The 22,197-nt window shown below is 70.6% G+C and carries 2 protein-coding genes and 1 pseudogene; all 3 read left to right on the forward strand.

The annotated features are described in order from the left end of the window. Nucleotides 1-1,740: phosphopantetheine-binding protein (locus tag ACLB1G_RS27295; RefSeq protein WP_491630425.1), on the forward strand; the 1,740-nt coding region annotated here is incomplete at its 5' end. Next, nucleotides 1,740-4,259, forward strand: a complete 2,520-nt coding sequence (locus tag ACLB1G_RS27300; RefSeq protein ID WP_491630426.1) for a non-ribosomal peptide synthetase — start codon at nucleotides 1,740-1,742, stop codon at nucleotides 4,257-4,259. The genes ACLB1G_RS27295 and ACLB1G_RS27300, both read left to right, overlap by 1 nt. Nucleotides 4,260-4,492: 233 nt before the next feature. Next, nucleotides 4,493-21,931: pseudogene (locus ACLB1G_RS27305) on the forward strand (non-ribosomal peptide synthase/polyketide synthase); the annotation flags it as partial. Nucleotides 21,932-22,197 lie beyond the last annotated feature (266 nt).

Genomic DNA, 22,197 nt, shown 5'->3' on the forward strand with positions numbered 1-22,197 from the left:
CACCAGATCAAGCTGCGCGGCATGCGCATCGAGGCCGGCGAGGTGGAGGCGCAGCTGCGCCGGCTGCCCGGCGTGAAACAGGCCGTGGTGGCCGTATCCGGCACGCGCCTGGCGGCCTACCTGGTCGTGCAAGAAACGCCACCGGACCAGCGGTCATGGGCGGACGCGTGCCGCGAACCGCTCAGGGAGTTCCTGCCCGACTACATGGTGCCGGAACTGTATGTGCCGCTCACGCGGCTGCCCCTGACCCGTACCGGCAAGGTGGACCGTCGCGCCCTGCCGGACCCCGCGCCGCTGCGCAAAGCCGCCTATGTCGCGCCGCGTAGCGATACGGAGGCGGCCCTGTGCCAACTGTGGCAGGACGTCCTCAAGGCTGGCCGGATAGGCGTGGAAGACAATTTCTTCGCCTCGGGCGGAGATTCCATCACCTCCATGCTGCTGGTGGCGCGCGCGCGCCAGCAGGGGCTGCCCTTTACGGTGCGTGAGCTGTTCCAGCACCAAACCATTGCCGCGCTGTCGACCCAGGTGCTGGCGCCGCGCCAGGGCGGGTGCGGCGCCGCGCTGCCCATCAGCGGCGCCCAGGCCTATCTGCTGGAGCGCAGCAGCCATGCCTGCGGACTGATGCAAAGCCATGCCATTGCGCTGCCGCGCCGGCTGCGGCAGGATGAGCTGGACGCCATGGCGGCCGCCCTGTACCGGCGCCATGACGCGCTGCGGATGTCGCCGGCAGGCGGCACCGTACGCTTCGAGGCGGCAGACTCGCCGCCGCCATCCGCCGCCTCGGCGCAAGCGGACGGCGATCCGCTGCGCGCGCACTACGACGCCATCGTGGTGCGCCGTTCGGCCGCGTTCCGCCTGTCGCAGCCGGCCGGCCAGCCGGTCCTGCTCGTGTCCATGCACCGCCTGGCGTGCGATGCCAGGTCATGGCTGCAGCTGGAAGCCGACATCCAAACGCTGCTGGCCTGCGCCGAAGCCGGTGTCCGGCCGGACCTTGGGCGCGGCGCTTCGTACGCCGGCTGGCTGCGTTCCGTGCCGGCGGCGGACGGCGCCCGCGCCCTCGCACCGGAGGATGGCGTTCCGCCGTTCGGGCGAGGCACGGCCCGCCTGGCGTCGGCCTGGATCGGCTTCGACGGGGATGCCCTGAACAAGGCTTACCGCACCAGCACCACGGAGCTGCTGCTGGCGGCCCTGGCCGGCCTGCGTCAGGAGCAGGGGGACGGCGCGCCGCTACATCTGGTGGTGGGTTGCGACGCCCGCGCGGACGGGCAGGGCACCGATTACGGCGCCACGGTGGGCTGCTTCCTGGCGCTGCGGCGGTTGACCCTGGCACTGCCGGGCGAGGCCGCGTTCGAATCCTTGATCGCGCACGTCAAGCGGCGCCAGCGCGAGGCGGCGCCGCTGGCGGCGGGCCGCGACAGCGAGGATGCCGTCCGCTTCGACCTGGCGCAGGCGCAGGGTCCGTGCCCCGAGCGCATGCCACCAGCCGCGCCGCTGCTGCGTGGCGAGGCGCAGGCCATCGAGCACCTGGTGTGCGGTGACCGCATCCATATCACCATCCAGGCCGCCGCCGGGGAGGACGGGCCGGATCCCGCCATCCTGCTGGCGCGCTACATCGACCACATCAACCGCATAGCGGCGCTATGCAAGGAGGAATTGCAGCTGCAGGCCACGCGCGAACATTACGCGCACACGATCTCGTTCAACGAGGCCGATCTCGATATGTATGGGGAGGAATTCTGATGAGTACCATTTGTCTGATGCACGGCGAGTCCGATACGCCGCACCTGGAGCTGCCCTGCGACCGCGCCCGGCCGCAGGAGGGCGTGCGCCTGGGCGCCGCCATCGCGCACCGCCTGGAGCCGGCGCTGGCGCGCGGTGTGCGCTCCTTGAGCGGGCGCCGCGGCATCTCGGCGTCCACCACCCTGCTGGCCGCCCTGGCGGCGGTGCTGGCACGCCTGTCCGGCCAGGGCGAGGTGACGCTGGGTGCGCGCATCGTGGGCCGCGCCCCGGCGCGCCTGGTGCTGCGCGTGGGCGAGGACGACAGCGTGCAGCGCCTGCTGGACCAGACCTCGACACAAGTGCGGCTGGCCTCGGCGGCGGCGCGCGGCCTGCACCTGCCGCGCGTGCAGTTCGGTTTCGTCTACGATGCCGTGTCGGGACCTGCCCTGAGCGGCGAGAGCGACGCCCTGGCCGGCTGCGATGTCGCCCTCAGCGTGTGCGACCTGGGCGGCTCGTTCGAGTGCACCTGGCATTACGCGCCCTGCCTGTACGACCAAGCCACGGCCGAACGCCATTTCTCGCACTGGCGTACGCTGCTGCTGTCCATGCTGCGCGGCGAGGAGCAGCGTGTGGGCGACCTGGAACTGCTCACCACCCAGGAGCGCCACCGCATCCTGGTGGAATGGAATGCGACCGCCAGCGATTACCGCCCGCAGCGCTGCGTGCACGAGCTGTTCGAGGAGCAGGCCACGCGCAGTCCTGACGCGCCGGCCGTGCTGCACGCCGGCGGCGCAACCAGCTACGCCGAGCTCAATCACAAGGCCAACCGGCTGGCGCGTTGCCTGCGCAGTCAGGGTGTGCGCATAGGATCGACGGTGGCCATCATGCTGGAGCGTTCGCTCGACCTGATTGCCGCCCAGCTGGCGGTGCTGAAATGCGGGGCGGTCTACGTCCCCATCGACAACGCCTTCCCGGCCGAGCGCAAGCAGTTCATCCTGCGGGACACGGGCGCCTGCGTGGTAATCGGCAACGGCAACGCCGACCACCCCGATCCGGAAGCGAAAGGCCTGCTCGACATCGACACCGCCACCCTGAACCGGCTCGATACCGGCAACCTGGGGACGCCGCTGGACAGCGAGGCGGCCGCCTACATCATGTACACCTCCGGCTCGAGCGGACAGGCCAAGGGCGTGGTCGTGCCGCACCGGGCCATCAATCGCCTGGTGCTCGACAACGGCTACGCCGATTTTGGGCCGGCCGACCGCATCGCCTTCGCGGCCAATCCGGCGTTCGACGCCGCCACCATGGAAGTCTGGGGCGCGCTGTTGAACGGGGGCTGCTGCGTGGTGGTGAGCCAGGAACTGTTGCTGGACGCGCGCCGCTTCGGCACCGTCCTGCGCGAGAGCCGCGTCAGCGTGCTGTGGATGACGGTCGGCCTGTTCAACCAGTTCGCCGAGGAGATGGCGGACAGCATCGCCCGGCTGCGCTACCTCATCATCGGCGGCGATGCGCTCAATCCGGAAGCAGTGGCCGGTGTGCTGCGGCGCAGCCCGCCCGGCAGGCTGCTCAACGGCTACGGTCCAACCGAGACCACCACCTTCGCCCTGACGCACCACATCCGCGCGGCCTGTGGCCGCGAGCCTATCCCCCTGGGCCGGCCGATCGCCAATACCCAGGTCTATATACTGGACGCCGGGCGCCGCCCGGTGCCGGTCGGCGTGGTGGGCGAGATCTACCTGGCCGGCGCCGGCCTGGCGCACGGCTACCTGAACCTTCCGGAGCTGAGCCGCGAGCGCTTCGTGCCCGACCCGTACAACCCGGCGCCCGGCGAACGCATGTACCGCACCGGCGACCTGGGGCGGTGGCGCGCCGACGGCGTGGTCGACTACCTGGGCCGCAATGACGCGCAGGTGAAAATTCGTGGCTTTCGGGTGGAACTGGGCGAGATAGAGGCCAGGCTGCGCGAGCAGCCGGACGTGCGCGACGTTGCGGTGGCGGCGCTGGCCGATGCCGGCGGGGACAAGCGCCTGGTTGCGTATGTGGTGGCGCGCGAGGATGCCGGTGGCGGCGAGGCACTGGTCGCGGCGCTGCGCGCAGGCCTGCAGGAGCGGCTGCCGGCCTACATGCTGCCGGCCGCCTACGTATGCCTGCCGGCGCTGCCGCTGACGCCCAATGGCAAGCTCGATCGGCGCGCCCTGCCGTCGCCGCCGGCGCAGGCGTACGCGGTGCAGGCCGGGTATGAAGCCCCGGAGGGCGAGACAGAAACCACGCTGGCGGAGCTATGGTGCAAGCTGCTCAGCTACGAGCGCCCGGGCCGCTACGATAACTTCTTCAGCCTGGGCGGCCATTCGCTGTCGGCCGCCAGGCTGCTGTCGCGGATACGCGATGTCTTCGGCGTCGAGCTGGGACTGGCGGCGGTGTTCTCGGCGCCGCACCTGGCGGCCCTGGCGGAGAGCATCGTCGATGCGCAGCTGGCCCAGTTCGACCTGGACGAGCTGGCCGGCCTGTACGATGGAGGACCGCCCGCCATTGCCGCCTGAACCTCGCACCGGCCGCCTGGATGGCGGCCGCGTTCCCCCATCCCGGCCACGCGCTCCGTCCGCGTGGCCGCGCTTTTTTATCCTTCCGCTTTCGTTTCCGGGCCGTGCCGCGCGCTGTCAAGCCTGACAGTGTTGCAAATTGTGGGGCTGGCATCTAATGGCAACTGTGTAGTTGTCCATCCACAGACCCAAGATGCTGGCGCCATCCAGCGCGTTCTGAAAGTACATCGAAAATGAAGACTAGTGACCTGAATCGCCTGGATATCGAAGCCCGCGAACAATTACTGAAAGCGGCGCGCGCCGCCAAGCTGCAGCGCAGGTCGGCCTCTGCGGCGCCGATCGCCCGCGCCACGGAGCAGGAGCGCGCCATGCCGTCGTTTGCCCAGCAGCGCCTGTGGTTCCTGGCCCAGATGGATGGCGCCAGCGCGGCCTACCACATTCCGTACGGCCTGCGCCTGGATGGCAGCCTGGAGCCGGAACTGCTGGGGCGCGCCCTGGACCGCATCGTGGCCCGCCACGAAGCCCTGCGCACCGGCTTCGATTCCATCGATGGACAGCCCCGCCAGCGCATCCTGCCGCCGCAGGTGGGGTGCCCTCTGGAGCGGCACGACCTGGAAAGCCATCCGCACGCCGAGGCCGAACTGCAGCGCCTGGCGGCCGTGGAGGCCGGAGCCCCGTTCGACCTCGGCACCGGCCCGCTGCTGCGCGCCCGCCTGGTACGACTGGGCGCACAGCAGCATGTGCTGCTGGTCACGCTGCACCATATCGTGGCCGACGGCTGGTCGATGGGCGTGCTGGTGCGCGAACTGGGTACCCTGTACGCCGCCCTGCTGGAGGGCCACGACGATCCGCTGCCAGCATTGCCGGTCCAATATGCCGATTACGCCGCCTGGCAGCGCAGCGCGTTGCGCACGCAGGTCGAGGCCCAGGGCGAGTACTGGAAACGCACCCTGTCCGGCGCGCCCGCGCTGCTGGAATTGCCGTCCGACCGCGTGCGCCCGGCGCGCCAGGATTATGCTGGCGGCTCGCTTCCCTGCGTGCTGGACGCCGGGCTGACGGCGTCGCTCAAGGCGCTGTCTCAGCGCCACGGCGCCACCCTGTTCGTGACCCTGCTGGCCAGCTGGGCAGCGCTGCTGTCGCGCCTGTCCGGCCAGGATGAAGTGGTGATCGGCACGCCCCACGCCAACCGCTCACGCAGCGAGCTGGAAGGCATGATAGGGTTCTTCGTCAACATGCTGGCACTGCGGGTCGACCTGGCGGCCGCGCCCACGGTGGCCGAGCTGCTGGAGCAGGTGAAGGCCAGCACGCTGGCGGCCCAGCAGAACGTCGACATTCCGTTCGAGCAGGTGGTGGAGCAGGTGCGGCCGGCGCGCAGCCTGGCGCACAGCCCCTTGTTCCAGGTGGCGTTTGCCTGGCAAAACACGCCGCAGGAGCTGCTGGCCATGCCCGGCCTGGCCAGCGTAGCCCTGCCGCCATCGCCGGCCACCACCGCCAAGTTCGACCTCAGCCTGTCGCTGGAGGAGCGTGATGGCCGCATCACCGGCACCCTGGAATATGCCAGCGCCCTGTTCGACGCGGCCACGGTCGAGCGCTACCTGGGCCACTGGCGCGTTTTGCTGGAGGCCATGGCGGCCGGCCAGCCGGCGCCGGTCGGACGCCTGCCGTTGCTGGACGCAGCCCAGCGCCACGAGCTGACTCATGTCTGGAACGACACCGCGGTCGATTTCCCGCGCGGCCTGTGCATACATGAGCTGTTCGAAGCCCACGCGGCGCGCCAGCCGGATGCGCCGGCCCTCAAGCACGGCTCCACGCTGCTTACCTATGCCGGCCTGAATGCGCGCGCCAACCGCCTGGCGCATTATCTGCGCGGACTGGGCGTGGGGCCGGATCGGCGCGTGGCGATCTGCCTGGAGCGCGGCCCGGAGGTGGTGCTGGCCATCCTGGCGGTGCTCAAGGCCGGCGGGGCCTATGTGCCGATGGACCCGGCCTATCCGGCCGAGCGCCTGGCCGCCACCCTGGCCGACAGCGAAGCCGTCGCGCTGCTGACCGATGCCGGCCTGGCGGGCGCCTGGAGTGCCGCCGCCGTGGCTGGCGGCATGCACCTGGTCGACCTGGCGGCCGGGCCGGGACCCTGGGAGCGCTGTCCGGACGCCAACCTGGCGCCGGCCGAACTGGGACTGGCATCGAGCAACATGGCCTACCTGATCTACACCTCCGGCTCCACCGGTGTGCCCAAGGGCGTGATGGTCGGCCACGACAACCTGTGCAACCTGATCCTGGACTGGACCACGCGCTACCCGCTGGCGGCCGGCGAGGCGCCCGATTATGCGTCGTGCTGGGGCAGTTTCGGCTTCGATGCCTCGGTGTTCGAGGTGTTCGTGCCGTTCGCATACGGCGCCTGCCTGACGCTGGTGCCCGAGCAGGTGAGGGTGGACGCGGAACTGCTGCTGGCGTGGCTGGTGGACAACCGCATCACCCTGGGCTACCTTCCCCCGTTCCTGATCCGCAGCCTGGCCGAAGCACCGGAGCAATGCGTCGCCGCGCTCTCGCTCAAGCAGGTCATGGTCGGCGTCGAGCCGCTGCATGAGTCGGAACTGCGGCGGCTGATGGACCTGCGGCCCGGCCTGGCTATCATCAACGCTTACGGTCCCACCGAGACCACGGTGCTGTCCACCACCTACAGCCACATTCGTGCGCTGCCGCGCAACGCGCCCATAGGACGTCCGATCGGCAATACCCGGGTGTATATCCTCGACCGACACCTGCAACCGGTCCCGGTCGGCGTGGCCGGCGAACTGCATATTGGCGGCCATGGCGTGTCGCGCGGCTACCTGAAGCGTCCGGAGCTGACGGCCGAGCGTTTCATCGAGGATCCTTTCGTTCCCGGCGCCCGGATGTACAAGACCGGCGATTTGGCGCGCTTCCACCCCGACGGCAACATCGAATTCATGGGCCGCAACGACTTCCAGGTGAAACTGCGCGGCTTCCGCATCGAGTTGGGCGAGATCGAATCGCGCCTCACGGCCCACCCGGACCTGGCCGAGGCGGCGGTGCTGGCGCGCGACACCGGCGCCGGCACCAACCTGGTGGCCTACTACGTGCCGGCCCGCGCCCCGGGCCGGGATGCGGTGACGGCGGAGTCGCTGCGCCTGCATCTGGCGGCGTCGCTGCCCGAGTTCATGGTCCCGGCCATCTACGTCAGGCTGGACAGCCTGCCGCTGACCACCAACGGCAAGCTGGATCGCAAGGCGTTGCCAGAGCCTGAGCTGCAGGCTGCGGACGGACATTACGAAGCCCCCCGGGGTGGCCTGGAAACCGTCCTTGCGGAAATCTGGTCCGGGCTGCTGAAGACCGGCCCGGTCAGCCGCCATGATAATTTCTTCGCCCTCGGCGGCCACTCCCTGCTGGCGGTACAGATGATGTCGCGCCTGCGCCACCAGCTTGGCCTGGAGATCTCCGTCGGCGCCGTATTCGCGCACCCGGTGCTCAGCGACCTGGCGCGGGAGCTGGGCGCGGCCGGCGCGGACGCCGTGCAGGTGATACAGCCCGCCGGCGGCGAGGACCGCCTGGCCCTGTCTTTCGCCCAGCAGCGGCTGTGGTTCCTGGCCCAGATCGACGGCGGCAGCGAGGCCTACCATATTCCTTATGCACTGCAGCTGGAAGGGGCGCTGGACCGCGAAGCGCTGGTGCGTGCACTGGACCGCATCGTGGCCCGCCACGAGGCGCTGCGCACCACCTTCGTCGAGGCCGGGGGGCAGCCGCGCCAGTGCATCGGCGCGCCGGACGCCGGCTGCGCGCTGCTGGAGCACGACCTGGGCGCGCATGCTGATCCGCAGGCCGCCCTGGAGCACCTGATGGCGCTGGAGGCGCGCGCGCCGTTCGACCTGCGGGCCGGCCCGCTGGTGCGCGCCCGCCTGGTGCGGCTGGCGGCGCAGCGGCATGTGCTGCTGCTGACCCAGCACCACATCGTTTCCGACGGCTGGTCCATGGGCGTGCTGGTGCGCGAGCTGGGCGTCCTGTACAGCGCCTTCCGCGCCGGCGCCGGCGATCCCCTGCCGGCGCTGGCGGTGCAGTACGCCGACTACGCCGCCTGGCAGCGCGGCGCCCTGAGCGAGCCGATCGCGGCCCAGGGCGAGTACTGGAAACGCACCCTGGCCGGCGCGCCGGCGCTGCTGGAGCTGCCGGCCGACCGCCAGCGTCCGGCCAGGCAGGATTACGCGGGCGCCTATCTGCCGTATGCGCTGGACGCGGAGCTGAGCGCCTCGCTCAGGACGCTGTCGCAGCGCCACGGCACCACGCTGTTCATGACCCTGCTGGCCAGCTGGGCGGCGCTGCTGTCGCGCCTGTCCGGCCAGCAGGAGGTGGTGATCGGCACGCCGCACGCCAACCGGGCGCGCAGCGAGCTGGAAAACATGATTGGCTTCTTCGTCAACACGCTGGCGCTGCGCATCGACCTGGGCGGCTCGCCCAGCGTGGCCACGCTGCTGGAGCGGGTCAGGCAGCACACCCTGGCTGCGCAGCAGAACGTGGACATTCCGTTCGAGCAGGTGGTGGAACAGGTGCGCCCGGTGCGCAGCCTGGCCCACAGCCCGCTGTTCCAGGCCATGTTCGTGTGGCAGGGCGCAGCCCAGGCGGCGCCCGTGCTCGAAGGGCTGGCCACCCGTAGCATGGAGCTGCCGCATGGCGGCACCGCCAAGTTCGATATCAGCCTTGGCCTGCACGAGCAGGACGGCCGCATCGAAGGCGGCGTGGAATACGCCACCGCCCTGTTCGACGCGGCGACCGTGGCGCGCTACCTGGGCTACTGGCGCACGCTGCTCGAAGCCATGGTGGCCGACGCCGGCCAGCCGGTGGACCGCCTGCCGCTGCTGCAGGCGGCCGAGCGCAGCGCCATCATCGACGGCTTCAACGCCCCCGCCACCGCGCCCGCCGCCATCGGCCAGGCCTGCATCCATGCGCTGTTCGAGGCCCAGGTGGCCCGCACTCCGGACGCCCCGGCGCTGCTGGTGGAAGGCCAGACCCTGAGCTACGCCGAACTGAATGCCCGCGCCAACCGCCTGGCCCATCACCTGCGCAGCCTGGGCGTGCGGCCCGACCAGCGCGTGGCGCTGTGCCTGGAGCGCGGCGCCAGCATGGTCACGGCGCTGCTGGCCGTGCTCAAGTCCGGCGGCGCCTACGTACCGCTCGATCCCGATTATCCGCAGGAGCGCCTGGCCCACATGCTGCGCGACAGCGCGCCGGTGGCCCTGCTGACCGAGACCGGCGTGGGTGGCGCCTGGCGCGCCGCGTTGCAGGACGCGGCCCCGGCGCTGCCCGTGCTGGACCTGTCCGACCCGGCGCCGTGGGCGTCGCAGCCCGGCGCCAACCCGGCCGCCGCGGCCACGCCCGCCAACCTGGCCTATGTGATCTACACTTCCGGCTCGACCGGCCTGCCCAAGGGCGTGATGAACGAGCATGCGGGCGTGGTCAACCGCCTGCTGTGGGGCCAGGCCCATTACGGCATGGCGGCCGGCGAGCGCGTGCTGCAGAAAACCCCGTACAGCTTCGATGTCTCGGTGTGGGAATTCTTCTGGCCCCTGTCCTGCGGCGCGCAGCTGGTGATGGCGCGTCCGGGCGGGCACCGCGATCCGCATTACCTGGCGCGCCTGATCGCGCAGGCCGGCATCACCACCATCCACTTCGTGCCTTCGATGCTGCAGGTGTTCCTGGGCCAGGAGGGAAGCGACACCAGTTCGCTGCGGCGCGTGATGTGCAGCGGCGAGGCGCTGCCGTACGCGCTGCAGCAGCGGGTGCGCGAGCGCATGCCGCAGGTGGAGCTGCACAACCTGTACGGGCCGACCGAGGCGGCCATCGAGGCCACCCACTGGCGTTGCGGCGATGCCCATCCCGGCATCGTGCCGATCGGCCATCCGATCGCCAATGTGCGCATGTACATCCTGGACGCGCATGGCGAACCGGTGCCGGCCGGGGTGGCGGGCGAACTGCATATCGCGGGGGTGGGGGTGGCGCGCGGCTACCTGAACCGTCCCGAACTGACGGCCGAGCGCTTCGTCGCCGATCCCTTCGTGGCCGGCGGGCGCATGTACAGGACCGGCGACCTGGCGCGCCACCTGCCGGACGGCGCCATCGAATACCTGGGCCGTAACGACTTCCAGGTGAAGGTCAACGGCCTGCGCATCGAGCTGGGCGAGATCGAATCGCGCCTGCTGGAGCATGCCGGCGTGGCCGAGGTGGTGGTCACGGCGCGCCAGGACGAACTGGGCACGCGGCTGGTGGCCTATTACGTGGCCGGCGGCGAACTGGCCGCCGAATCGCTGCGCGCCCACCTGGGCGCCAGCCTGCCGGAATTCATGGTCCCGGCCATCTACGTCAGGCTGGACGCCCTGCCGCTGTCGGCCAACGGCAAGCTCGATCGCAAGGCGCTGCCGGAGCCGGACCTGCACGGCCGCGACGACCGCTACGAAGCGCCGCAGGAAGGCCTGGAAACCGCGCTGGCCGGGATCTGGGAAGAATTGCTGAAAACTGGCCCCATCAGCCGCCATGACAACTTCTTCGCCCTGGGCGGCCATTCGCTGCTGGCGGTGCAACTGCTTTCGCGCCTGCGCCAGCGTCTTGATCTGGAGATATCGCTGGGCGCCATTTTTGCCCGGCCCGTGCTGAGCGATCTTGCACGCAGCCTGGCCGCCGCCGGCAAGGGCAGGCAGGACGCCGTATTGCAGCCGCTGGTGGCGGCGATGGGGGAACAGCGCGAGCAGCTTTCATACGCCCAGCAGCGGCTGTGGTTCCTGACGCAAATGGAAGGCGGCAGCGAGGCCTACCATATGCCCTATGCGCTGCAGCTGGAAGGGGCGCTGGACCGCGAAGCGCTGGTGCGTGCACTGGACCGCATCGTGGCCCGCCACGAGGCGCTGCGCACCACCTTCGTCGAGGCCGGGGGCCAGCCGCGCCAGTGCATCGGCGCGCCGGATGCCGGCTGCGCGTTGCTGGAGCACGACCTGGGCGTGCATGCGGATCCGCAGGCCGCCCTGGAGCACCTGATGGCGCTGGAGGCGCGCGCGCCGTTCGACCTGCGGGCCGGCCCGCTGGTGCGCGCCCGCCTGGTGCGGCTGGCGGCGCAGCGGCATGTGCTGCTGCTGACCCAGCACCACATCGTTTCCGACGGCTGGTCCATGGGCGTGCTGGTGCGCGAGCTGGGCGTCCTGTACAGCGCCTTCCGCGCCGGCGCCGGCGATCCCCTGCCGGCGCTGGCGGTGCAGTACGCCGACTACGCCGCCTGGCAGCGCGGCGCCCTGAGCGAGCCGATCGCGGCCCAGGGCGAGTACTGGAAACGCACCCTGGCCGGCGCGCCGGCGCTGCTGGAGCTGCCGGCCGACCGCCAGCGTCCGGCCAGGCAGGATTACGCGGGCGCCTATCTGCCGTATGCGCTGGACGCGGAGCTGAGCGCCTCGCTCAGGACGCTGTCGCAGCGCCACGGCACCACGCTGTTCATGACCCTGCTGGCCAGCTGGGCGGCGCTGCTGTCGCGCCTGTCCGGCCAGCAGGAGGTGGTGATCGGCACGCCGCACGCCAACCGGGCGCGCAGCGAGCTGGAAAACATGATTGGCTTCTTCGTCAACACGCTGGCGCTGCGCATCGACCTGGGCGGCTCGCCCAGCGTGGCCACGCTGCTGGAGCGGGTCAGGCAGCACACCCTGGCTGCGCAGCAGAACGTGGACATTCCGTTCGAGCAGGTGGTGGAACAGGTGCGCCCGGTGCGCAGCCTGGCCCACAGCCCGCTGTTCCAGGCCATGTTCGTGTGGCAGGGCGCAGCCCAGGCGGCGCCCGTGCTCGAAGGGCTGGCCACCCGTAGCATGGAGCTGCCGCATGGCGGCACCGCCAAGTTCGATATCAGCCTTGGCCTGCACGAGCAGGACGGCCGCATCGAAGGCGGCGTGGAATACGCCACCGCCCTGTTCGACGCGGCGACCGTGGCGCGCTACCTGGGCTACTGGCGCACGCTGCTCGAAGCCATGGTGGCCGACGCCGGCCAGCCGGTGGACCGCCTGCCGCTGCTGCAGGCGGCCGAGCGCAGCGCCATCATCGACGGCTTCAACGCCCCCGCCACCGCGCCCGCCGCCATCGGCCAGGCCTGCATCCATGCGCTGTTCGAGGCCCAGGTGGCCCGCACTCCGGACGCCCCGGCGCTGCTGGTGGAAGGCCAGACCCTGAGCTACGCCGAACTGAATGCCCGCGCCAACCGCCTGGCCCATCACCTGCGCAGCCTGGGCGTGCGGCCCGACCAGCGCGTGGCGCTGTGCCTGGAGCGCGGCGCCAGCATGGTCACGGCGCTGCTGGCCGTGCTCAAGTCCGGCGGCGCCTACGTACCGCTCGATCCCGATTATCCGCAGGAGCGCCTGGCCCACATGCTGCGCGACAGCGCGCCGGTGGCCCTGCTGACCGAGACCGGCGTGGGTGGCGCCTGGCGCGCCGCGTTGCAGGACGCGGCCCCGGCGCTGCCCGTGCTGGACCTGTCCGACCCGGCGCCGTGGGCGTCGCAGCCCGGCGCCAACCCGGCCGCCGCGGCCACGCCCGCCAACCTGGCCTATGTGATCTACACTTCCGGCTCGACCGGCCTGCCCAAGGGCGTGATGAACGAGCATGCGGGCGTGGTCAACCGCCTGCTGTGGGGCCAGGCCCATTACGGCATGGCGGCCGGCGAGCGCGTGCTGCAGAAAACCCCGTACAGCTTCGATGTCTCGGTGTGGGAATTCTTCTGGCCCCTGTCCTGCGGCGCGCAGCTGGTGATGGCGCGTCCGGGCGGGCACCGCGATCCGCATTACCTGGCGCGCCTGATCGCGCAGGCCGGCATCACCACCATCCACTTCGTGCCTTCGATGCTGCAGGTGTTCCTGGGCCAGGAGGGAAGCGACACCAGTTCGCTGCGGCGCGTGATGTGCAGCGGCGAGGCGCTGCCGTACGCGCTGCAGCAGCGGGTGCGCGAGCGCATGCCGCAGGTGGAGCTGCACAACCTGTACGGGCCGACCGAGGCGGCCATCGAGGCCACCCACTGGCGTTGCGGCGATGCCCATCCCGGCATCGTGCCGATCGGCCATCCGATCGCCAATGTGCGCATGTACATCCTGGACGCGCATGGCGAACCGGTGCCGGCCGGGGTGGCGGGCGAACTGCATATCGCGGGGGTGGGGGTGGCGCGCGGCTACCTGAACCGTCCCGAACTGACGGCCGAGCGCTTCGTCGCCGATCCCTTCGTGGCCGGCGGGCGCATGTACAGGACCGGCGACCTGGCGCGCCACCTGCCGGACGGCGCCATCGAATACCTGGGCCGCAACGACTTCCAGGTGAAGGTCAACGGCCTGCGCATCGAGCTGGGCGAGATCGAATCGCGCCTGCTGGAGCATGCCGGCGTGGCCGAGGCGGTGGTCACGGCGCGCCAGGACGAACTGGGCACGCGGCTGGTGGCCTATTACGTGGCCAGCGGCGAACTGGCCGCCGAATCGCTGCGCGCCCACCTGGGCGCCAGCCTGCCGGAATTCATGGTCCCGGCCATCTACGTCAGGCTGGACAGCCTGCCGCTGTCGGCCAACGGCAAGCTCGATCGCAAGGCGCTGCCGGAGCCGCAAGCGCAGGCCGCGCACGTACCCTACCAGGCGCCCGAAGGCGAAATCGAGATCCGGCTGGCCGCGATCTGGGCCGAACTGCTGAAAGCCACCAACCCGGTCGGCCGCCACGACAATTTCTTCGCCCTGGGCGGCCATTCGCTGCTGGCGATCCAGCTGGCCAGCCGGGTGCGCGCCGAACTGGGCATCACCATGGGACTGCGTGCCCTGTTCGAAGCCCCCACCCTTGCCGAACTGGCGCTCACCTTGCCTGCACCCGGGCCGGCCGTGCGCGAAGGCTCCATCGTCGCGGCCAGCCGACAACAGCGCCTGCCGCTGTCGCATGCGCAGGAGCGCCTGTGGTTCCTGCAGGCGCTGGAGGGACCCAGCGCCACCTACAATGTGGTGGCAGCACTGCGCCTGCTGGGCAAGGTGGATGACAGCCTGCTCTCGGCCAGCCTGCTGCAACTGGCGCAGCGCCATGAAATCCTGCGCACCAATTTCGTCACCGGCGACAGCGGAGAGGCCTGCCTGCGCATCGCGGACACCCTGGATGTCCCGCTGGCCGTGACCGAGGCGCAACCGGGCGAGGTCTGCGCGCGCCTGCAGGCCAACGCCGGTTTCGTGTTCAACCTCGCCGATGGCCCTTTGCTGAAAACGGAGCTGGTGCGGCTGGCGCCCGAGGAGTCGGTGCTGGTGCTGACCGTGCACCACATCGTGTGCGATGGCTGGTCCATGGGCCTGATGCTGGACGAGTGGCTGACCCTGTACGACGCCATGGCCTGTGGCCGCACACCCGATCTGGCGCCGCTGCCGCTGCAATATGCCGACTACGCCTGCTGGCAGCGCAGTGCGCAGCAGCAGGCCGCACTGGAACGCCAGCTGGCGTTCTGGGTCCGCAAGCTGGACCAGGCTCCCGAACTGCTCAACCTGCCGACCGACCGCCCCCGTCCCGCCATCCAGCGCTTCGAAGGCGCGGCCGAGCATATGCTGGTGGCGCCCGAACTGGCGCGCCGCCTGCGTGCGTTGAGCCTGGACAGCGGCGCCAGCCTGTTCATGACGCTGGTGTCGGCCTTCTCGTTGCTGATGTCGCGCTACAGCGGCGAGAGCGACGTGCTGGTCGGCACCCCGGCAGTGAACCGCGACCGCAAGGAGCTGGAAGGGCTGGTCGGCCTGTTCCTCAACACCCTGGTGCTGCGCACCGATACCAGCGGGCGGCCCAGCTTCCGCCAGTTGCTCGAGCGTACCCGCCAGTGCGTGCTGGAGGCCTATGAAAACAGCGACGTGCCGTTCGAGCGCATCGTCGACGCCCTGCCGCTGCAGCGGGACCTGAGCCGCAACCCGCTGTTCCAGGTATTCTTCAACATGCTGAACCTGCCGTCGGCAGCGCCAATGCTGGACAGCCTGCGCTGCGAGGAGCTGGGCGCCGATGACGCGGGCAGCATGCAGTTCGACGCCAAGTTCGAATTGACGCTGTACGCCCAGGATACGGCGGCCGGCCTGGACCTGCACCTGGTCTACAACCGCGGCCTGTTCGACGCCGAGCGCATGCGCGAACTGCTGCGCCAGTATGCCTTGCTGCTGGAGCAGGCCGCGGCCGCGCCGGACGACTGCATCGACAGCTACCAGCTGCTGACGCCGGAAGCGCGCGCCGTGCTGCCCGATCCCGCCGCCGTCCTGGCCACCGGCTGGGCCGGCGCCGTGCACGAGATGTTCGTCGACTGCCAGGCGGCCCGGCCGGACGCCATGGCCATCGTGTCGCACGAGCGCAGCTGGACCTATGCCGAGCTGCACGAGCAGAGCGAGCGCATCGCCTGCCACCTGCAGGCGCATGGCGTGGTGCGCGGCGACATCGTGGCCATCCACGCCGCCCGCAACGCCATGGTGGCGGCCGCCGTGCTGGGCACGCTCAAGGCTGGCGCCGCCTTCATGATGCTGGACCCGGTGTACCCGTGCGCACACCTGGAAGCCTGCCTGGAAGCGGGCGGCCCGCGCGCCTTCATCAATGTCGAGCCGGACCCCATCGAGGCCGGCAAGGCCGCGCTGCTGGCCGCCATACCGGTCCGGCTGGACCTGGGCGGCGCCGGACAGGCGGAGCTGGAACAGTACGCGGGCTGGCGCGCACAGCCGGTGCCGGTGGACCAGGATGACCTGGCGCTGATTGCCTTCACGTCCGGCTCGACCGGCAAGCCCAAGGCGGTCGAAGGCCGCCACGGCCCGCTGAGCCACTTCATCCCATGGCTGGGCGGCTACTTCGGCCTGGGCCGGGAGGACCGCTATTCCATGCTGTCCGGCCTGGCGCACGATCCGCTGCAGCGCGACATCTTCACCACGCTGTGCCTGGGCGCCACCCTGCACATCCCCGATCCCGAGCTGATCACGCCGCAGCGCCTGGCGCGCTGGATGGCGCGCGAACGCGTCACCGTGGCCCACCTCACGCCGGCCATGGCGCAGGTGCTGAGCGAAGCCCCGCCGGAGCTGGTGCTGCCCGACCTGCGCTATGTGTTCCTGGTCGGCGATGTGCTGACCAGGCGCGACGTGCAGCGCCTGCGGGCGCTGGCGCCGGCCATGCGCGTGGTGAACTACTACGGCTCGACCGAGACCCAGCGCTCGGTCAGCTACTATGAAGTGAGCCGCGAGACGCCGGCCCAGGCCCTGCGCGAAGTGATACCGCTGGGCCGCGGCATCCCGGGCGTGCAGCTACTGGTGCTGAACCCGGCCGGACGCCAGGCCGGCATCGGCGAGCACGGCGAGGTTTACATGCGCAGCGCCCACATGGCGCGCGGCTACAGGGGCGACCCGGAGCTGACCGCGCAGCGCTTCCTGCCCAACCCCTATGGCGCCGGAGTCCACGACCGGCTGTACCGCACCGGCGATCTGGGCCGCTACCTGCCCAACGGCATGGTCGAATGCCTGGGGCGGGCCGACACCCAGGTCAAGCTGCGCGGCTTCCGCATCGAACTGGGCCACATCGAATCGCTGCTGGGCCAGCATCCGGCGGTGCAGGAAGCCGTGGTGGTCGCGCGTGCCGATGGCGGCCGCGAAAAATGCCTGGCGGCCTACATCGTCAGCCATGGCGAGGCGCCCAAGTCCGCCGCGCTGCGCCAGTTCCTGGCCGCCCGGCTGCCCGATTACATGCAGCCTGCCGCCTACGTGTTCCTGGACGCGCTGCCGCTGACCCCGAACGGCAAGGTCAACCGCAAGGTGCTGCCGGCGCCGGAACTGGAGGAGGGCGGCGCTGCCTACGTGGCGCCCGCCACTGCGCAGGAGAGCGCCATGGCCGCGCTGTGGGAGTCGGTGCTGCAACGCGAACAGATCGGGGTGAACGACAACTTCTTCGCCCTGGGTGGGCACTCGCTGCTGGCCACGCGCCTGGCCAACCTGATCGGCGAACGGCTGGGGGTGGCCTTGCCGCTGCGCGCGCTGTTCGAGCATCCCACCATCGCCGGGCTGTGCGCCCGGGTGGCTGACAGCGCCCGGGACGGCGCCGGGGCGGCCATCCCGCCATGCGGGCGAGCCGCGCCGCTGCCGGCCTCCTACGCCCAACAGCGCATGTGGTTCATCGACCGGCTGGGAGCCGGCAGCGCCGAATACAACCTGCCGCTGCCGCTGGAACTGGAGGGCGAGCTCGATACCTCGGCCCTGCGCCAGGCGCTGCAGGCCATCGTCGACCGCCACGAAGTGCTGCGCACGACCATTGAAGCCGGTGCCGATGGCCAGCCGCTGCAGCGCATCCATGCGCACGCCGCCGTGGCCTATACCGAGCACGACCTGCGCGGGCTGGACGGCGACGCCCGGCGCCAGGCGCTGGCGCGCCTGTGTGCAGGCGAAGCGGCCGCGCCCTTCGACCTGGGCCGCGACGTCATGCTGCGCGCCCAGCTGTGCCGCCTGGACCAACAGCGCCATCACCTGCTGCTGACCCGCCACCACATCGCGGCAGACGGCTGGTCGCTGGGCATCTTGCTGCGCGAGCTGAACACTTTGTACAACGCGCTGCGCGCCGGCCGCCAGCCGGCGCTGGCGCCGCTCGAGGTGCAATACGCCGATTATTCCCAGTGGCAGCGCAGCCAGCTGCAGGGCGAGCGCCTGGAGCGCGCACTGGCCTACTGGTCGGCCCAGCTGGCCGGCCTGCCCGTGGCCCACAGCCTGCCGCTGGACCAGCCTCGTCCCGCCGCCCAGCGCTTCCGCGGCGCAGCGCATGGCCAAGTGGCGGACGCCGCCCTGCTGGAGCAGATCAAGCGCTATTGCCGGCGCGAGCAGGTCACGCTGTTCATGTTCATGCACACGGCGTTCTCCATCCTGCTGGGCCGCTACAGCAACCAGACCGATATCGTGTGCGGCACCCCGATTGCGGGCCGCGCCCATGCCGCCGCCGCGCCGCTGATCGGCCTGTTCGTCAACAACCTGGTGCTGCGCTGCGACCTGTCCGGCAATCCGCGCTTCCGCGATCTGCTGGAGCGCAACAAGCAAATGGTGCTGGCGGCCTACGAGCATCAGTCGGTGCCGTTCGAAATGCTGGTGGAGCGGCTGCAGCCCGAGCGCAGCCTGAGCCACAGCCCGCTGTTCCAGATCCTGCTAACCCTGCACAACAACGAACGCCACGCGATCGACATGGATGGCCTGCGGGTGACTCCGCTGGCGGCCCCGGAGCGGGCCGTCAAGTATGACCTGGAGCTGGCCATGGGCGAATCGGACGCCGGCCTGGAGATCGAATGGCAGTACAGCGTGGACCTGTTCAAGCAGGCCACGGTGGCGCGCATGGCCGCCAACTTCGAGGTGCTGCTGCGCGCCATCGTGGCCGACGGCGAAACCCGCATCGGCGAGCTGCCGCTGCTGACGCTGCAGGAGCGCCAGCGCCTGCTCACGGCAGGCTACGGCAGTGCCCAGGCCTATCCGGACGCCACGCTGCACGGCCTGTTCCAGGCCCAGGTGGAGCGCACCCCCAGCGCGCTGGCGGTCAGCGACGGCGACACGGTGCTCAGCTACGCCCAGCTCAACGACCGCGCCAACCGGCTCGCGCAATACCTGCGCCGCCAGGGCGTGGAAGCGGACACCCTGGTCGGGCTCTGCCTGCGGCGTTCGGCCCGGATGGTGGTGGCCATGCTGGCCATCGCCAAGACCGGCGCCGCCTACGTGCCGCTCGACCCCGACTATCCGCAGGCGCGCCTGGCCTACATGCTGGACGACGCCCAGGTGCGGGTGGTGCTGACCGAAGGCGACCTGGCGGCCGGGCTGGAAGCGTTGGACCTGCGCACCGTGTGCCCGGACGACCAGGCCGTGCAGGCCGCGCTGTCCGTGTGCAGCGGCGCCAACCGCGCCGGCGAGGCAGGACATCCTGACCAGTTGGCCTATGTAATCTACACCTCGGGCTCGACCGGCAACCCGAAGGGCGTATGCATCCAGCACCGCGCCCTGTGCAACCTGCTGCAGTCGATGGCGCAGTCGCCCGGCATGGGCGGACGCGACCGGCTGCTGGCGGTCACTTCGGTCAGCTTCGACATCGCCGGACTGGAACTGTTCCTGCCGCTGGTGCGCGGCGCCCAGCTGCACATCGCCAGCGCCGAGGCGGCGCGCGACAGCCAGCAATTGCAGGAACTGATCGCCCGCCACCGCATCACCATGATGCAGGCCACGCCGTCCACCTGGCGGCTGCTGCTGGACGGCGGCTGGCAGGGCGCGCCCGGCCTGGCCGCCCTGTGCGGCGGCGAGGCCTGGCCGGCAACGCTCAACCGGGAGCTGCAGTCGCGGGTCGGCTCGGTGTGGAATGTGTATGGCCCCACCGAGACCACCATCTGGTCCACCATCGAGCGGGTACCGGCTGGCGCAGCCGCGGTCGCGCTGGGCAAGCCGATTGCCAACACCGGCGTCTATGTGCTGGATGAACACCGCAACCTGGCGCCGTGGGGCGGCGTGGGCGAGCTGTATATCGGCGGCGCCGGGCTGGCGCGCGGCTATTGGAACCGCGCCGAGCTGACCGCCGAGCGCTTCATCGCCAGTCCCTTCGACCGCGGGGCGCGCCTGTACCGCACCGGCGACTTGGTGCGATGGAATGCCGAGCACAAGCTGGAATACCTGGGCCGCCAGGATTTCCAGGTCAAGCTGCGCGGCTTCCGCATCGAGTGCGGCGAGATCGAGGCGGTGCTGGAAGGCCACCCCGAAGTGAACCAGGCTGCCGTGGCGCTGACCCGCAAGCCGGACGGCGACGCCTTCCTGACCGCCTACCTGGTGCTGGCGGACGGCGCCCTGAAAGAGGACCCGCGCCCGGATCGGCTGCGCCGCATTGCCGCCGCCAGCCTGGCGCCCTACATGGTGCCGAGCTGCTACGTGGTGCTGGAACGCTTCCCGCTCACCCTGAACGGCAAGCTCGATCGCAAGGCCCTGCCGGCGCCGGAATGGCGGCGCGAAGCGGCTGCCGACATGGAGCGTCCGGCCAACGACGCGGAACGCGCCGTGGCAGACGTCTGGGGCGAGGTGCTGGGCATGGCGCCCGGACTGATAGGGGCGCAGGACAGCTTCTTCGAGCTGGGCGGCCATTCGCTGCTGGTGCTGCAGGTGGCCAACCGCCTCAACGCCCGCTTCGACGCCGGGTTGCAGATCCGCGACGTGTTCGCCCATCCCACCGTGCGCCAGCTGGCGCTGCTGGTGGAGCGCGCGGCCGGACAGGGCGGCGACGCGGCGCTACCGGCGTTGGCAGCAGCGACCGGCCTGGCGCCTTGCCCGTCGCTGGCGCAGGAGGGGCTGCTGTACATCAACCAGTTCACGCGCGGCGATGACATCGGGTACAACATGCCGTTCGCCTTTCATCTGCGCGGGGCGCTCGATCACGGCGCCCTGGAGCGGGCCCTGAACACGGTGCTGGAACGGCACCAGGTGCTGCGTTCGCGCTTCCCGCTGCCACGGGACGAGCATGAGGCGCGCCGGGTCGAGCTTGGCGGATTGCGGCTGTCCATCGCGGTGGAGGACGTCGGCGCGGACCAGGTCGCGGCCAGAGTGGCGGCCAATGCCGCCACGCCGTTCGACCTGGAACACGGTCCGCTGCTGCGCGCCGGCCTGCTGCGCACGGCGCCGGAGCGCCATGTGCTGCTGCTGAACGTGCATCACGCCGTGTTCGACGGCTGGTCGATCGGCATCCTGATGCGGGAGCTGACGGCGCTGTATGCGGCGCGTGCGCCGCTGCCGCCGGTGGCGCTGCAGTATTACGACTACGCCCACTGGCAGCGCCGCTGCATGGATACGCCGGCCTACCGGCGCCAGGTCGATTACTGGCGCGGCGCGCTGGACCGGGCCCCGCAGCTGCTGGCCCTGCCGCTGGACCGCGAGCGTCCGCCGCTGCAGGACAACCGTGGCGCCATGCTGGGATACACGGTGGAAGCGCCGCTGGCCACGGCGCTGCGCCGGCTGGCCTCGGCCTGCAACGTGACGCTGCCGATGCTGATGCTGGCCGTGCTCAAGGTGCAGCTGTGGCAATACAGCGACCAGGACGACCTGGTGGTGGGCGTGGCCTCGGCCAACCGCCTGCGTCCCGAACTGGAAGGCGTGATCGGCATGTTCGTCAACACGCTGCCGGTCCGCACCCGCATCGATGGCGAGGCCGGTTTCGGCAGCCTGCTGGCCCAGGTCAGGGAGGGCATGCTGGGCGCCTTCGACCACGCTGACGTACCGGTCGACCATCTGGTGGACATCGCCAACCCCAAGCGCAGCTTGGCGCATGATCCCCTGTTCCAGGTGATGTATGCCTTCCACAGCATGCCGGCCGGCGACCTGTCGCTGGACGGCGTCGAGATCAACCAGATCGCACCGCACGTGGTCAGCGCCAAGGCCGACCTGGCGTTCAGCCTGCAGGAGCAGGGCGAGGCGATTTCGGTCCACGTATCCTACCGCACCGGCTTGTTCGAGGCGGGCACCATCGCCCGCCTGGCGCAACATTACCTGGTCCTGCTGGAGACCGTGGCGGCCGGCACCGCGAACAGCCTGTTCGACCTGCCGTTGCCGCCGTCCGCGCCGGCATCGCGGCCGGCCGGAACGCGCGTGCTGCGCAGCGAGGGTGATTTGCTGGACCTGTTCTCCGCCGGCTGAACTTCGGCGCGGCCGTCGTCCATACGGGCGGCCGGCGACGATACCGGTTTGTAGTCTCCTGTTTGGCCGCCGCAAGGCGGCTTTTTTTGCGCGCGCGCCACGGACGGGGCCGATGCGGCAAGAACAGCCGGTTGTTGCGGGCCACGGCGGCCGTCAGCAGCCGGTTCCGGATGGGCAGGGAAAGCAGGCGCAACGGCGCCCGGGCCGCTTGAAAACGGCTCCAAAAGAAAGGCGCCCGTTGCCGGGCGCCTGGGGGAGAATGCCGC

The sequence above is a fragment of the Duganella kummerowiae genome (genome assembly GCF_053572355.1).

Excerpts from the sequence above, each read along its gene's own strand:
- ACLB1G_RS27300 (WP_491630426.1), top strand. The coding sequence starts at position 1,740 with ATGAGTACCATTTGTCTGATGCACGGCGAGTCCGATACGCCGCACCTG.